The sequence below is a fragment of the Emticicia sp. 21SJ11W-3 genome, from assembly GCF_024138715.1.
Classification (GTDB): Bacteria; Bacteroidota; Bacteroidia; order Cytophagales; family Spirosomataceae; genus Emticicia; species Emticicia fluvialis.
Window position 1 is genome coordinate 1,442,883 of record NZ_CP092074.1, and the last position, 16,135, is coordinate 1,459,017.

At 41.6% G+C, this 16,135-nt stretch carries 13 protein-coding genes; 7 read left to right on the plus strand and 6 right to left on the minus strand.

The window, feature by feature from the left end:
* Positions 1 to 46: 46 nt before the first annotated feature.
* Positions 47 to 913 (minus strand): bestrophin family protein, encoded by an 867-nt coding sequence (locus tag MB380_RS06130; RefSeq protein WP_253533913.1) that lies wholly within the window; start codon positions 911 to 913, stop codon positions 47 to 49.
* Between the two features lie 194 nt (positions 914 to 1,107).
* Here MB380_RS06130 and MB380_RS06135 point away from each other — a divergent pair, with 194 nt between their 5' ends.
* The 4 genes from MB380_RS06135 to MB380_RS06150 all read left to right on the plus strand — a co-directional run bounded on the left by MB380_RS06135 (position 1,108) and on the right by MB380_RS06150 (position 7,163).
* A complete protein-coding gene (locus MB380_RS06135) occupies positions 1,108 to 1,620 on the plus strand; it encodes a histidine phosphatase family protein (RefSeq protein ID WP_253533914.1) in 513 nt (170 codons plus the stop codon).
* A gap of 510 nt (positions 1,621 to 2,130) precedes the next feature.
* Positions 2,131 to 4,182, plus strand: coding sequence for a prolyl oligopeptidase family protein (locus MB380_RS06140; protein ID WP_253535538.1), 2,052 nt, complete (start codon positions 2,131 to 2,133; stop codon positions 4,180 to 4,182).
* 61 nt (positions 4,183 to 4,243) lie between these two features.
* Positions 4,244 to 6,292 carry a lipopolysaccharide assembly protein LapB gene (locus MB380_RS06145; protein WP_253533915.1) on the plus strand — a complete coding sequence of 683 codons (2,049 nt, stop codon included), beginning with the start codon at positions 4,244 to 4,246 and terminating at the stop codon, positions 6,290 to 6,292.
* Positions 6,293 to 6,296: 4 nt separating this feature from the next.
* Positions 6,297 to 7,163, plus strand: coding sequence for a class I SAM-dependent methyltransferase (locus tag MB380_RS06150; RefSeq protein ID WP_253533916.1), 867 nt, complete (start codon positions 6,297 to 6,299; stop codon positions 7,161 to 7,163).
* A gap of 6 nt (positions 7,164 to 7,169) precedes the next feature.
* Here MB380_RS06150 and MB380_RS06155 read toward each other — a convergent pair whose 3' ends face one another.
* From MB380_RS06155 to MB380_RS06165, 3 genes are read right to left on the minus strand one after another with little or no spacing between them, the layout of a single operon-like run.
* On the minus strand, positions 7,170 to 7,871 hold the full coding sequence (locus tag MB380_RS06155) for a glycosyltransferase family 2 protein (RefSeq protein ID WP_253533917.1): 702 nt from the start codon (positions 7,869 to 7,871) through the stop codon (positions 7,170 to 7,172).
* A gap of 37 nt (positions 7,872 to 7,908) precedes the next feature.
* On the minus strand, positions 7,909 to 9,531 hold the full coding sequence (locus tag MB380_RS06160) for a glycerol-3-phosphate dehydrogenase/oxidase (protein ID WP_253533918.1): 1,623 nt from the start codon (positions 9,529 to 9,531) through the stop codon (positions 7,909 to 7,911).
* A gap of 38 nt (positions 9,532 to 9,569) precedes the next feature.
* On the minus strand, positions 9,570 to 10,436 hold the full coding sequence (locus MB380_RS06165; protein ID WP_253533919.1) for a geranylgeranylglycerol-phosphate geranylgeranyltransferase: 867 nt from the start codon (positions 10,434 to 10,436) through the stop codon (positions 9,570 to 9,572).
* Positions 10,437 to 10,566: 130 nt separating this feature from the next.
* Here MB380_RS06165 and bshA point away from each other — a divergent pair, with 130 nt between their 5' ends.
* Entirely contained in the window at positions 10,567 to 11,718 is a 1,152-nt protein-coding gene (bshA, locus tag MB380_RS06170; protein ID WP_253533920.1) for an N-acetyl-alpha-D-glucosaminyl L-malate synthase BshA, read from the plus strand.
* Positions 11,719 to 11,786: 68 nt separating this feature from the next.
* Here the strand turns inward: bshA and htpG are convergent, their stop codons facing one another.
* Positions 11,787 to 13,595: a molecular chaperone HtpG gene (gene htpG / locus MB380_RS06175; protein WP_253533921.1), complete on the minus strand. Its 1,809-nt coding sequence runs from the start codon at positions 13,593 to 13,595 to the stop codon at positions 11,787 to 11,789.
* Between the two features lie 285 nt (positions 13,596 to 13,880).
* Here htpG and epsC point away from each other — a divergent pair, with 285 nt between their 5' ends.
* Complete coding sequence (gene epsC / locus MB380_RS06180; protein WP_253533922.1) at positions 13,881 to 14,690, plus strand: serine O-acetyltransferase EpsC; 810 nt, start codon at positions 13,881 to 13,883, stop codon at positions 14,688 to 14,690.
* A gap of 56 nt (positions 14,691 to 14,746) precedes the next feature.
* The gene (gene cysM, locus MB380_RS06185) at positions 14,747 to 15,619 is read left to right on the plus strand and encodes a cysteine synthase CysM (RefSeq protein WP_253533923.1); all 873 of its coding nucleotides are present in this window, start codon (positions 14,747 to 14,749) and stop codon (positions 15,617 to 15,619) included.
* A 28-nt stretch (positions 15,620 to 15,647) separates the two neighbouring features.
* Here the strand turns inward: cysM and MB380_RS06190 are convergent, their stop codons facing one another.
* A complete protein-coding gene (locus MB380_RS06190; RefSeq protein WP_253533924.1) occupies positions 15,648 to 16,118 on the minus strand; it encodes a hypothetical protein in 471 nt (156 codons plus the stop codon).
* Positions 16,119 to 16,135 lie beyond the last annotated feature (17 nt).

The window sequence follows — 16,135 nt, forward strand, 5'->3', positions numbered from 1 at the left end:
CGGTTTTTGTTTTGAGCATAAAATTTTAATCTGCAAATGTGTAAGATTACAAAATCTCAGCCAGGTTGCCCTTGATATTTTTCACGATGGAATCAAGCCCCAGGTCGTTGGCGTCTGTACCAAATGGCTCTTCAATTTCTTCTGCCATAATTTCTATGCCGGCAAATGCATAAAACACCAGGGTAACAATAGGTATTGACCAGAACTTGAACTCAAGCACTGCCGTAAATGGCATAGTGAAAACGTAAATAAAGATAATTTTCTTGATAAAAATATTATAAGAAACCGGAATAGGCGTATTTTTAATTCGCTCGCAAGCTCCAAGGTTATCCGTAAAGGACGATAACTCATTGTTCAATGATAGTAATAGTTCGGCATTAAACACACCTTCGCTATGCAACTGGTAAATTTCTGTATAAATGGCCCGGGCTATACGGTTGGGTATGTGTTTAAAGTCTTTATAGTATTCTCTGTTGTATTTTTCTGTAAATTCCAGATGTTCAAGGTTTACCCGGCCCCTCAGGTGGTCTTTCACGGTATGTACATAGTTACCAATTAAAATTCTGAATGTTTCTCTCGATGGATGTTTTTCCGGCAATAAGGTTGCCAGTTTTAGGGCAAAGTTTCTCGAGTTATTGGTAAACGATCCCCATATTTTTCTCCCTTCCCACCAGCGGTCATAGGCAGTATTGGTTCTGAAAACCAGTAATAACGATAGCACGAAACCAACCAGAGAATGAATAGTAAGCGGATTTTTGATTGGCGTATAATGCAGAATGTTGTTTTCCAGATACGCAAAAGCCGCTGTGTAGGCTGCCAGCCCCATCATTGCAGGCAGGAGTTTCCTGAAGGTATCGGCCTTATGGAAGTAAAAAATAAACTTCCACCAGTTGCGGGGGTTGTAATCTATCATAATAATGCCTGTAACGTTTTATTTATATAAGGTACAAATATAATTTTTTGTGAATACTGTAAGTGCCTGCAAATAATGATTTTTATTATTTAATATCGCGACAAATGCGCCACATTATTTTTTATGAATTATTCAGAAAAAATTGATTTTTTTTCTGATAATGCTTGTATATTCGTGCCAAAACCACGGAAAATATGAAGAAACTGCTTTATTTGGTTCGACACGCCACTGCTGAAGAAGGAGGTAATACCCCGATGTTCCGGGATTTTGACCGTATCCTTACTTCACATGGTATTATCGAAGCCGCCCGTATGGGTAAGCATCTGGCAGAAAATAACATAAAAATTGAACTTCTGATAAGCAGTGAAGCTGACCGTTGTAAGTCTACAGCCAAGATTTTTGCCGAGCAACTACATGTAGATGCTGATGAAATTAAGCTGGATGAGGCCATTTACGGCGGAGGCGCAAGGGCTTATCTGGCTGCTGTCAATAATTTAGACGAGAAAGTTAAATCGGTGGCTATTTTCGGACATAATCCGGATATTACATTTTTTGCAGAATACCTTACCCGTGCCGATATTGGTGGGTCTATGGAAAAGGCCGGCGTAGTAGCCATTGAATTTGAAGACGTAAATTGGAATGAGATTTCGAACAAAAGCGGCAGATTTTTGTTTTATTGGTCGCCGGGCACTATAGCCAAAGCTTAGTTTGATTTTTTAATGAATGAAATGAAAAATAACACTTCGGGTAATCGTAATCGCCTTATCTTCAGAATAATATTTCTAGTATTTCTGGCTGTTGTTTTATGGTTTTTATATGACCTCTCGCGCCAGACAACTGCTCCCTGGAATAAGAAAAAACAAATTGAACGGGCTTTTTGATACCGGTTCATTATTGTTTATAGGGTGATTCTATCTTAATTTGAATGTAAACCTGGTCATTCTCCAACTCTTTCTTACCAATGACCGGGCTCATTTTTATGCCCTCTGCCCAGCAATTTTTAAAAAAGATTGTGAGCCCATTGCAACGCAATCATAAAATTTCAGGTCTTGCCAGAAAATGGCTGGCTTTTAAGGCTTTTTGTGTGTCCTGAATATGGCCTGAAGAATGGTAATTGGCAGAACATTCTTTACTTTGTAGTATAAAAATCATCTCTTACTATGAATAGACCAAACCAGATACTAACCGCTATTTTTTTCATTTTTCCTTGTTTTGTAATGGCACAATTAAACTACCCGTTAACTCATACAGTTGACCAAAAAGATAATTATCACGGCACAATTGTAGAAGACCCTTACCGATGGCTGGAAGACGACCGGTCTGCTGAAACTGCTGAATGGGTAAAACAACAAAATCAATTAGCGTTCTCGTACCTTGAAAAGATACCCTATCGGGAGGGAATCAAGAAGAGATTAGAGAAAATCTATAATTATGCCAAGTATTCGGCACCCAGCCGCAAGGGCGAATGGTACTACTTTTATAAGAACGACGGGCTGCAGAATCAATCGGTTTTATACCGGCAAAAAGGATTAAACGGTGTGCCGGAAGTAGTGCTTGACCCCAACAGTTTATCAAAAGACGGCACAACCCGGCTGGCACAATTTACACTTTCTAAAGACGGCAGGTATGCAGCTTATGCTTTGTCTAAGGGTGGGTCAGACTGGCAGGATATCTTCATCATGGATGTTAACAGCAAACAGAATCTTGCCGATAAAGTAGAATGGGTAAAGGTATCTGGCATTGCCTGGCAGGGTAATGGTTTTTACTACAGCAGGTACCCGAAACCGGATGGCAGCGCACTGGCTGCTAAAAATGAGAACCATCAGGTGTTTTATCATAAAATTGGCACAACCCAGGATGCCGATGAACTGGTATTTGAAGACAAGGCCAATCCACAGCGTTTTCATACCGTAAGTACTACCGAAGATGAATTGTATGTAGTATTGTATGTAAGCGACAGAGGCAAAGGAAAAGACGGCAATGCGTTGTTTTATAAAGAATCCGGCTCAAAGTCGTTCAAACCGGTGGTGGCAGAGGTAACCGATTTCTCATATAGCGTAATTGAAAACGTGGGTAAAACTTTGCTGATACAAACGAATAAAGACGCCAAAAACGAAAAAATAGAGAGTTTTGATACCGCTAATGGCATCTGGAAACCGGTAGTGGCAGAAAAAGCAGAACCGCTGCAGTCGGCAAGTGTTGCAGGTGGAAAGCTGTTTCTTACCTACATGAAAGACGTAACCACCCGCGCTTATGTATGTGATGTAAAAGGTAAACTTGAAAACGAAATTAAATTGCCAGGGCTTGGAACTGCCTCCGGCTTTGGTGGCAATGCTGACGACAAAGAAGTGTTTTATACTTTTACTTCTTTCAATTATCCCTCAACTATTTTCAGCTATAACCTGGCCACCAGGCAAAGCAAGGTATTCCGTGCGCCTGAAGTTGATTTTAAAGCCACTGATTTTGAAACCAAACAGGTATTTTATACCAGTAAAGATGGTACCCAGGTGCCAATGTTTATTGTTTATAAGAAGGGAATTAAGCTGAACGGCCAAAACCCTACGTTGCTGTATGGATACGGAGGCTTTAACATTAGTCTGAACCCCGCTTTTAGTCCGTTGCTTATTCCGTTTCTGGAACAGGGAGGCGTATATGCACAGGCTAACTTACGCGGCGGCAGTGAATATGGCGAAAAATGGCATGAACAGGGCATGAAACTGAAAAAACAAAATGTATTTGATGATTTTATAGCCGCCGGTGAATACCTGATAGCACAGAAATATTGCGATAATGCCCACCTGGCTTTAAGGGGTGGCTCAAACGGCGGGCTTCTGGTAGGGGCGGTAATTAACCAGAGACCCGAATTGGCCAAAGTTGCTATTCCGCAGGTAGGGGTGATGGACATGCTTCGTTTTCAGAAATTTACCATCGGCTGGAACTGGATTGCCGATTATGGTTCGTCTGACAACGCTGATGAGTTCAAGGTCTTATACGCTTACTCACCATTGCATAATATCAAGTCGGGTGTAAACTATCCGGCTACGCTCATTACCACTGCCGACCATGACGACCGCGTAGTACCTGCACACTCTTTTAAATATGCAGCCATGTTACAGGCAAAAGCCGGCAAAAGCACCACTAACCCGTTGTTAATCAGAATTGATACCAACTCGGGTCATGGGGCAAGCAATACAGCCAAAAATATTGAGCAAATGGCAGATATTTATGCTTTTATCTGGTGGAACATGCAGTCAGTCATTAAACTGTAAATCCATTGCAGCGGGGTGTTCAATCTTCCCGCTGCATACCATACCTATTAAATTGTCTTAAATGAAAAGGTACTTTAACTTACCCTGGCATTATTTCGCTTTAGTTGTTTTGGTTACCTGTATTGTTTACAGCAATCATTTTTATAATGCATTTCATTTTGATGACTCCCACACGGTTGTTAATAACCTGTACATCAGAAGCCTCAAAAATATTCCGCTTTTTTTTAAAGATGCCACTACTTTCAGTACACTCCCGGCTAATCAGGCCTATCGTCCTGTTGTTACCACGTCTCTTGCCATAGATTACTGGCTGGGCAACGGCTATAATCTTTTCTATTTTCATTTGCTTACGTTTATTATATTTCTGGTTCAGGGCTGGCTGATGCTCCTGCTGTTTAAGAAGGTATTCGATGTTTCATTTCAAAGCGGTTATAATTATTTCATTGCTCTTGCTGCCGTAGCCTGGTATTTGCTGCACCCTGCTATGGCCGAGACGGTCAACTATGTGATAGCCCGCTCAGATACCCTGTCAACATTTTTTGTGGTGTTGGCTTTTGTGATGTATGCGCGTTCGGGGTTTTGCCGTAGAACTTTCCTGTATCTTATACCTGTTGCAATAGGTGCTTTAGCCAAACCTACGGCTGTTATGTTTGCGCCTATTTTGTTTTTTTATGTCATTTTGTTCGAAAAGAATCTTGGCCTGACCGATTTTTTCAGAGTAAAGCATTTCAGACAAATACTGAATGCCGTTGCCAGAACCTTACCTGCCTTTGTTGTTTGTGCTTTGCTATATGGTTGGATAGACAGATTGACACCTAAAACCTGGGAGGCCGGAGGCACCTCTGCATGGCATTACCTAATTACGCAGCCTTTTGTAATTGCTTATTATTTTAGTTCATTGTTTCTGCCTGTTCACCTGAATGCCGATACCGACTGGAAAGTATTAACCAGTATCTGGAATATCCGTTTTTTTGCAGGGATAGTATTTTTAGCTGTTATGCTGGTGCTGGCAATATGGTGTTCAAAAAATGCCAGAACAAGGCCAATCAGCTTTGGTATTATATGGTTTTTTCTGGCGCTGGTGCCATCTTCGAGTGTAATTCCGCTGGGTGAAGTAATGAACGACCACCGGATGTTTTTTCCTTTTGTGGGTTTGGTTATGAGCGTGGTTTGGGCAATGGCTTTATTTCTTATGCCTTATAAAAACTTTTTTAAAAAGCATGCCGGTGCTACAGTTGCAATTTTTGCAGTGGTGCTGCTATGCTATGGCGCTGGCACTTACCAGAGAAATAAAGTGTGGCATACTGAAGAAAGCCTGTGGTATGATGTGACCATTAAAAGCCCTGAAAATGCGCGTGGGCTGATGAACTACGGTATTTCTAAAATGGGCAAAAATGATTTTGAAACAGCTGAAAAATATTTCAACAAAGCCCTGATTCTAACACCTGGTTATTATACCCTGCATATAAATATGGGGGTGCTAAAAGAAGCGCAGGGTGATAGCGCCATAGCTGAATCTTACTTTAAAAATGCCTTGCTTTTTAATAACAAAAATGCTGATTCATGGTATTATTATGCCAGGTTCCTGTTTAATCAGGGCCGATACCCGGAGGCCATTCAGGCTTTATTAAACACCAGCAAAATTGCTCCCGGGTATATTCCTGCTTCTGAGTTACTTATGCGTATATATGACCGCCAGCAGCACTATGAAAAACTGCATGAACTTGCTTACGAAACTTTAAAGCGCGTGCCAGGTAATACGGAGGCATTGGTTTTTAAAGCCTCATCAGCCAGACGCCAAAGCAGGCTTAGCTATGAAATGGAGCGCATCAGGTTAGACCCAAGCCCCGAAAAATACCTGAGTTTAAGCTTTAATTATTATTTGGCCGGAGAATTACGGCAGAGTATAAAAATAGCAACAGAGGCTATAAAACTGAGGCCCGATTACCCCGAGGCTTATAATAATATAGGTTCGGCCTATAATGTATTGAAAGAATATGAAAAGGCCATCCCTTATTTGCAAAAGGCAGTTGATTTAAGTCCCAATTTTGAACTGGCAAAAAATAACCTGAAAATGGCCGAAATTAAAAAGAATGAAATAAACCGGTAAATAGATGAACCAAGCTACATGCATTGTGTGTGGAAATAAGCAGGATTTAAAATTTGAATTGAGACATAACGTATACCATTGCAGTGTATGTGATTTGTATTCGTCTGATGCCGATTTTGATTTATCGTTCAGGTCTAGTCTTGAAGAGGATAACCGTGAGATAGGCTTGAAGCAACTACGATTACATAACTTTCAACTGATTATAAAAGAGCTGAAAGATAATTACTTTAAAAACGAGGCAGCTATTAGCGGACTTGAAATTGGCAGCGGCAATGGCTGGTGGCTGGAAGTTTGCAAAGCCAATGGCATTGATTGTATGGGCATTGAACCGGAAACCACGTTTACAGCCTACTACCAGCAAAACAAACTGAAAGTTGTGCATGGTTTTTATCCTGATGTAGCTAAAGATTCATCGGCAGGCTATGATTTTATCATATTTAACGACGTTTTTGAGCATATTACTGATTTAGAAAGCCTGTTGCTGAGCATTAAGAAAGACCTGAAAAAAGACGGAGTTCTGATTGTCAATATCCCAATGAGTAACGGGTTCTTTTATCGGGTTGCCAAAGCGCTTTATTATCTGAAAGTAGAATCATACCTGGAGCGCCTGTGGCAGTTTAGTTTTCATAGCCCGCATATCAATTATTTTAACCCCGTAAATCTGACCGCTTATTTCGACAAATATGGCTTCAGGCTGCTTAAGGATTTCAGACTGGAAACTTTAGATTTTTCGAGCATTAAAGAACGCATTTTGGCAGATAATCAGATAAGCAAGGCGAAAGCATTTGCAATCAGTAATGCGCTTATGTTATTGAAACCTGTTATTAAAAATACTGAAGCTGATATCAGGGTTTTCTTTTTTCGCCAGTAGTAATGGCTATTTTCTTATATAAGCAAAAAACATAGCCAGCGTAACTTTAATCATGTAGTAAATACTTGAAAGTGACCGAATAGAAGATTGTCCACCTTGTCTGTTTTTCATTACCACTGGTATTTCTTCAATATGTAGCCCGGCTTTGGCAAACATAACCAATGATTCTGGCTCTGGGTATTCGTCAGGATAATTCCCGGCGGCAAATGCGATGGCTTGTTTATCGAATAACCGGAAACCGGAGGTAATATCTACAATGCGCTTACCAGTAAGCAATAGGTTGAGCCTGTAAAAATAGGTGATTCCACTCCTTCTTAGTGCAGACGACTGAAAGCCCTGTTTTAATAAGAATCTGGAGCCTATTACAATATTTGCCCGGGTTTGTTCCTGATGTTTAAGCAGTTTAGGTAACTCTGCTGCGGGGTGCTGCCCATCGCCGTCCATCTGCACTGCCAGTTCGTAGCCATTTCTATTGGCATACTTATAACCCGTTTGTACCGCACCGCCAATGCCCAGATTAACAGGCAGATTTAAAATTTTAACATCAAATTGCCTGGCAACGCTCAGTGTGTTATCTGTTGAGCAGTCATTTACCACAGCTATATTAATTTCATAAGGCAATTGTAAATGTGTCAGCTCTGTTAGCAGTTGCGCAATTGAGGCCTCCTCATTATAGCAGGGAATGATTACTAACAGCTTTTTTTTCATTGAGTGGCTAAAACTTGGTTTGCAATGAGGTTTGCTATCAGGTAGTGATGCCGGCATGCTGCATAAAACTGCTTAATAACTGGCGATAATTATTTACCTCGGCCTGCTTTTGAAGCTCCGTCCATCCCATTGGTTCTGCCATCAGGTCGGCAACAACAGGGGTTAGGTAATAGGTGGTTTTCCAGTCGAGCAGTTCCAGCCTTGTTCTTCTCGCAAAGAAATCGCGCAGGGTGCAAGCCATTTCTACCTGCACGGCATACAATACCTCTGCCTTAATAAACGGATAATCGGGGTGGATTCTTTCTTTGGGTGCATATTTTAAAACTTCTGCAGCCAGTGTACCGTATTTTTTAACCAGATGCTGGCAGATGTCTTCGGCAAGGCCATGTACCTTCTGTATGCTTTGCCAGTACTCAAATTCATATTTCTCTCCACCCACCAGATAGTGCTGGTCGGTAGAACATGGTATGTCGGTTTCCAGAAGCTGGCAGGCATCATCTATGGTATCCTTGGCCATTAGTCGGTAGGTTGTCCATTTACCACCAAGCAGGCTCAGCAGGTTAGACGTTGCATCGTGTTCTACTTCGTGGTCACGCACAAGTTTTTTTGTGGCTTTAGAGCCTGATGAAGCTATCAGCGGGCGTAATCCGCCAAAACCTGATTTAATGGCTGAACGATCGGGCACTTTAGCCAGATATGGCTCCAGGGTTTCAAGCAGAAAATCAACCTCACGGCTTATCAGAATGGGTTCGTTATCAATTTCACGGTATTCATCATCGGTTGTTCCTACCATTACATCGCCTTCAAACGGAATCACAAACACCACACGGCCATCTTTGGTTTTGGGTATCAGCATGGCATCTTTGCTTTTCAGCACATCAGCCGGCAGCATTATGTGTACTCCTTTGCTTGGGCGCAGTCGTTTTTCAACGGCAGGGTTCGCCAAAAGCCTGATACTGTCTGCAAACGGGCCTGTGCAGTTAATAAACAGCTTCGATTGAATACTGAATGTTGTTTCAGTCAATGTGTCCTTAACAAATGCCGACCTTAATTTACCAGTGGCGTCCTTTCCGAAGCTAATTACCTCGGCGTGGTTCACAATGGCAGCACCCTGTAAGTCGGCGCTGTGAGCCAATGCCAGGCAATATCTGGCGTCATCCAGTTGTCCGTCATAATACATAACAGAACTATGCAGCCGTGGGGTAAGGGTGGGCATTCGCTCGAACGTTTCTTTTTTGCTTAGCCATTTGGCTTTAGGAAGCGTATCATTCTTGGCAAAAAAACCGTATAGGGTTAAACCAATAGTAAAATACATACCTTCCAGCCAGCTGAAAACGGGGGTAATCAAAGCCAGCGGATGAGCCAGATGCGGTGCATTTTTTATAACTATATGGCGCTCTTCCAATCCGTGGCGCACCTGCCTTAACTGTCCGAAATCCAGATTCTTAAAAGCCTGCTCTAAATACCTTACGCCGCCGTGTATCAGTTTGGTAGATTTGGAAGAGGTCTCAGCGGCAAAATCGTTCTTTTCTATCAATGCTACTTTAAAGCCCCTCAGAGCCGCATCGAGGGCACAACCGGCGCCACTGGCACCACCGCCAATAATACAGATGTCAAACTCTTCGTTTTTAATGCGTTCAATATTTTTTTTTCTGTCCATAAGTGTTCTGTTGTATCAAGTCTGGGCTGCTTCTGTTGTCAGACAAATATCATACTGGCTATGCCGCCCATCATAATAATTTTGCAAATTCTGCTTAGCAGTGTAAAATCTTTCTTGCGGTCGGCCCAGTAGAGTTTATTTATCAACCAGGTGAAAACAATGATTGACCCGCTGAAAATCATAATCAGGTATTGATTATGAAGGCTATATGCCATAAAAAACAGAATAGACACAAAGCCTACAATAAATATATAAAGCAGTATTTTGGTGCGTCTGATACCCCATATAATAGGCAGGGTACGGCATCCGTAGCGGGCGTCTCCCCTGATGTCTTCCATGTCTTTGATTATTTCACGAATTAAAGAAATAGAAAAAGCAAACAGTGCGTAGATGTTAACCAGCATTTCGTTTTGCTTATAATAGACCGCCAGTACTATGAGCGAGAAAGCAGTAAGAAATGCCACCAGAAAATTGCCGATAAAAGCCTGCCGTTTGAATCTCTCTGAATAAAACCAGAGTGCCGAAACCGCAAAAACGTTAATCAGGAAAACTTTTAAGCCTAAAAAAAGACCGATGGCTATGCCTATGAAATTAAGTATCTGATGGCTGAGAATAGCCCGGCGACGTCTAATGATTTTACCGATTATTACCTCACGTGGTTTGTTTACCAGGTCTATTTTAATATCAAAATAATCGTTAATAATGTATCCGGCTGCTGCAATGCAAACAGTAGCAAAAACCAGTAGAAAGTGCTTCAATTCAAAAATGTAGCTCTGCCAGTCTGCTTTTGGCCCAACTAAAAAAATTCTGGCCATATATTGTGTAAGCACAATAATAAGCAGGTTGTTTAAACGAACCAGTCGGAAAAAAGCGGCTATAGTTTTCAGAAGCTCAGATTTGTTCATTTTCTCAAAAATACTAAAATAGTTTGAAAGAACTTCTATACTTTCGAAAATCACAAATACTTAATGCGCGTATTTGGGATTTTTTTTGAAAAAAATTGTTGTACTAAAAAAACGGATTTAAACCGCATCTATGAAAATCGGAATTGTTTGTTATCCTACCTTTGGGGGCAGTGGTGTTGTTGCCACAGAACTAGGCAAAGCGCTTGCAAAAAATGGTCATCAGGTACACTTTATTACTTATACGCAGCCAGCCAGACTGGATTTCTTCAATGAGAATATTTTTTACCACGAAGTAAACATTGCCAGTTACCCGCTCTTCCAGTATCCGCCTTATGAGTCGGCCCTGGCCGGAAAAATGGTTGACGTTGTGAAATACGAAAAACTGGATATTCTGCATGTGCATTATGCAATTCCGCATGCTACCTCGGCTTTTCTGGCCAAGCAGATTTTAAAATGCCAGGGTATAAATGTGCCGGTTATTACCACCCTGCATGGTACTGATATTACCATTGTAGGTAAAGACGCCACACTGGCGCCGGTGGTTACTTTCAGCATTAATGAGTCGGACGGTGTTACGACGGTTTCAGCCGACCTGCAAAAGGAGACATACAGCACTTTCCGTGTCAGAAAAGAAATTGAGGTGATTCCGAATTTTGTAGATTTGGAGCGATTCAAGAAACAGAAAAAAGAGCATTTTAAACGCATTATTTGCCCGAACGACGAAAAACTGTTGGTCCATACCTCTAATTTCAGAAGAGTAAAGCGGATTGACGATATAATAAAAGTTTTTGCCAGGCTAAAAGTGCTTACCCCATGCAAGCTGGTGCTGGTGGGTGATGGCCCCGAACGTGCTGCTATGGAACAATTGAGCCGCGATCTGGGGCTGGGTGAAGACGTTCGTTTTGTGGGTAAGCTTGATGCCATTGAAGAGGTGCTGTCTGTAGCTGATTTATTTCTGATGCCCTCTGAAAAAGAGAGCTTTGGCTTAGCGGCCTTAGAAGCAATGGCTTGCGAAGTGCCTGTTATATCTACCAACACTGGTGGTTTGCCTGAGCTGAATGTGCATGGTGTAACCGGGTTTTTGAGCAATGTAGGTGATATTGAAGACATGGTGCGCAATGCTTTGTTTATTCTGCAAGACGAAAACCTGCCTCGTTTCAAGGCCAATGCACTGGCACATGCGCAGGAATTTGACATCTCGAACATTGTACCCAAGTATGAAAATTACTACCATAAAATATTAAAGGAAACAAAAGAACAGGAAACAAAGGAACTTGTATAATAGATAGCGAAATAAAAAATGCCTCACAGGAAGTTTCCCATGAGGCATTTTTTATATACAAAGTAATTTTAAAGCGCTGAAACAGTTCTTTCAACAAATCTGGTTAAATCACTGCCAGACAACATACCTTGTGCCAGTAGCGCCAGGTCATACAATTGTTTAGCCAATTGTTTTTTGCCTTCTTCATCTTGTGTTTTCAGCAATTTATCGATCAGGTTATGGTTGGTATTTACAACCACATTTACACCCATAGGCATCATGCCAAACATATCGTTCTGGCCGCTCACGCGTGACATATCTTTCCAGCGACGCATAAACTCAGGTTGAATAATAGTTACTGGCATTTCGTCGGTTGGAAGAGACTCTAACTGAACCGTATTAGTGCCAACTAAACCTTTAAACAATTCTTCTACCTGTTTTTTCTCGTCTTCATTTAATACGCTTTCTACGTTAAGGCCTTTATCTATCAGTTTTTCAATGCTGTCAGAGTCTACACGTTTAAAAGTTACTTTTTCAAGTTTCGATTCCAGCGTATTGATAAAGTGTGCGTCAAGCGGTGAGTCTAGTATTAAAACATCATACTCACGTTTTTTGGCCGAGGCAATAAACGCATCCTGCTGGTTGGCATCGCTTGCATATAAAAATACTGCTTTGCCATCTTTATCGCTTTGGTTAGCCTGTACTTTTTCGCGGTATTCATCTAAAGTAAAATACTGGTTGTCGGCATTTTTCAGAAGTGTAAACTCTTTGGCTCTGTCATAGAATTTATCGTCTGAAATGATACCGTATTTAACAAATATACCCACGCTTTCCCATTTCTCTTCAAAGCCCTGGCGGTCATTACGGAACAGCTCCTGCAGTTTATCGGCTACTTTTTTGGTAATGTGCGAGTTGATTTTCTTTACATTGCCATCGGCCTGTAAATAGCTGCGCGAGACGTTCAGCGGGATGTCCGGCGAGTCAATAACGCCATGAAGCATTTGCAGGAATTCAGGCACTACGTCTTTTACATCATCAGTAATAAATACCTGGCGGCTGTATAACTGTACTTTCTCACGGTTCAACTGAAAGTCTTTCTTGATTTTTGGGAAGTATAACACCCCTGTCAGGTTGAACGGATAGTCTACATTTAAGTGAATCCAGAAAAGAGGGTCTTCACTGAAAGGATACAGCTCTTTGTAGAAGTTTTTATAGTCTTCTTCAGTTAATTCAGAAGGTGATTTTGTCCAGATCGGATTCGGGTTATTTACAACCTTACCGTCAAACTCAATTTCAACTGGCAGGAACTTGGCATATTTTTCAAGAATCTGGCTGATTCTGTGATTCTCAAGAAACTCTTCCGAATCTTGCGCCACGTGTAAAATAATGTCAGTACCACGCTCGGCTTTATCGGCTTCGGTAATTTCAAATTCGGTGCTGCCGTCGCAAATCCAACGGGCTGCAGGCTCATCTCTGAAAGACCTGGTGATAATCTCTACGTTTTGAGCCACCATGAACGCCGAGTAAAAACCTAAACCAAACTGACCGATAATCTGGTTGGTATCCTGAGTATCTTTGTATTTTTCTAAAAACTCCTTAGCGCCTGAGAACGCAATCTGGTTAATGTATTTCTTGATTTCCTCAGCGCTCATTCCAATACCCTTGTCGGAGATTGTAATGGTTTTGGCTTCTTTGTCTATTGATACCGTTACTTTCAATTCGCCTAATTCACCGTCGAACTCACCCATTGAGGCTAGTTTTTTCAGCTTTTGTGTAGCGTCAACAGCATTAGAAACCAACTCACGCAAGAAAATCTCGTGGTCGGAGTAAAGAAACTTTTTGATGATGGGAAAAATGTTTTCGGTGTTAATCGAAATCGTACCTTTTTCAGCTACCATAATTATCTATAATTTTTAGTTGTTTTTAAACCAATGTTGTGTCAATAACAATTAGTATTCCAACCGTCAATAAACGTGGCGTAGTCTGCCATATTGGCAGAAAACTGCCTTTTATGTGCAGGCTACCGTAGTCAGAAAGTTATATTTCATCGTATTATCAAAAAAAAACCTATTTTTACTTTCAAGCTTTTTTTGCCAATTTCGTTAGTATCAGGAACAGCAGCCATAATTTGGGTGTTATGCAGATACTCATAAATCTATCAATCAGGTTTTTAACCCTTGTATATGAACAAGTTTTTCCTTCAACATATATTTGACAAGCACCGCAATACTGAACCGGTAGCGCCAACCAAAGATATTGCCGCCTGGGCCTTACGGATAATCCGGCTGCTTTTTCCTGAGCAAACCAAAGAGTATTTCAGGTCGGAAGAAGAAATTGAAATACAATTTAAAAATCTTGAACTAGAACTACGGAACATTCTGCTGTCAACGTATCAATGCAAAGATTGCAACCCTGAATGGAGGGCTCAGCAGTTTTTTGAGAGTATTCCGCAGATATATGAAACCCTCAAAACCGATATTCAGGCTATTCTGGAAGGAGACCCGGCTGCTAAAAGCGAGTTTGAAGTAGTGCGTGCCTATCCGGGCTTTTATGCTATTTCTTTTTACAGGCTGGCGCATCAGTTGTATTTATTGGACATACCACTGTTGCCGCGAATACTGACAGAATATGCGCACTCGAAGACCGGGATTGATATTCACCCGGGTGCCCGGATTGATGCGCATTTCTTTATAGACCACGGTACTGGTGTGGTTATAGGCGAAACAAGTATTATTGGCAAGCATGTAAAGTTGTATCAGGGTGTTACTTTGGGCGCATTGAGTGTCGATAAATCAATGATTAACACCAAGCGGCACCCTACCGTTGAAGACCACGTGGTTATTTACTCAGGGGCCACTATCCTGGGCGGAAGCACCGTTATAGGCAAACATTCAATTATAGGCGGTAACGTATGGCTTACCAAAACTGTGCCTGCTTACTCAACCGTATATCATAAACCTGAAATAAGGGTAGTAGAACGCGAAACAGTTTAAGTATAGCTACATTAAAATCAATAAGTACAACATACCTGCACACTAAAGTTTTTGAAATGGCAAGCATTATAGATCTGGTAGGGAATACCCCATTAGTAGAATTAAAAAAACTGAACCCTAACCCAAATGTAAAGATTTACGGCAAGCTTGAGGGTAACAACCCGGCAGGTAGCGTAAAAGACAGGCCTGCTTTAAACATGATTAGAAGTGCAGTAGAAAGAGGCGATATTAAACCGGGTATGAAACTTATTGAGGCTACCAGTGGTAATACCGGAATTGCGCTGGCCATGATAGCCCGGTTGTATGACCTGGAGATTGAACTGGTGATGCCGTCTAATTCTACCCGTGAGCGAACCTTGACCATGGAGGCCTTTGGCGCCAAAGTAATTTTGCTTGAAAACATAGAAAAATGCCGCGACTACGCCGAGAGCCAGGCTGCTACGGGGCAGTATCTGATGCTGAATCAGTTTGCAAACCCAGACAATTATCTGGCGCATTACAAAACCACAGGGCCGGAGATATGGCGCGACACTGAGCAGACAATCACCCATTTTGTGAGTTCTATGGGTACTACGGGTACTATAATGGGTACTTCAATGTTCTTGAAAGAAGTAAACCCCGATATTCAGATTGTGGGCTGCCAGCCTACAGAAAACTCTTCGATACCGGGTATCAGAAGATGGCCGGAGGCGTATCTGCCCAAGATATTTGACCCTAAACGTGTTGACAGAGTCATGGATATATCAGAAGCCGAAGCAACTGATATGGCCCGAAAACTAGCCAAAACCGAAGGGATTTTTGCAGGCATGAGTAGTGGCGGCGCAGCCTCAGCGGCCATAAAGCTGGCTAATGAACTGGATAACGGCACGATTGTATTTATTTGTTGCGACAGAGGCGACCGCTACCTAAGCAGTGATTTGTTTGGATGATATTTACAGGGGTTTAACAACCCCTTTTTTATTGACAGGCTTTTTTAGTAAGCGTTTGGCCAATTCTGGCTTTGGTTGGGTCTTTCATTACCAGTTTGCCATTTTTCTCCTTCAGTTCTCCGCTTTTTATCAGTAGTTTGTCGCCATCAATAACAAAAATTTTCTCTTCCAACTGGTTTGCGCCTTCAATCATGTAGTCGTAGTCAGCAATTATTTCGTTGCCATTTTTCTGGCCTTTCAGGGTGCCTCTGGCTCGGTCTTTTTCCCAGGGTAGCCATTCCATGTTTCCGTTTACGCTATTGCCATCAATAATCAACCTCACGGTTGTTACGTCTTTTCCAACTAATTCTTCAAAGCATAAGGTATCTGCCATAGGTCTGGCAATAGTTACGCTATCAGGGTAAGCAATAGAACTATCGGCCAATTGATTGTCTGAGTTTTCTGACCGGCAACCAAACATGGATATGATAACACTGCAGTAGACGATGGACTTTCTCATAAAACGAGTAATTGTAA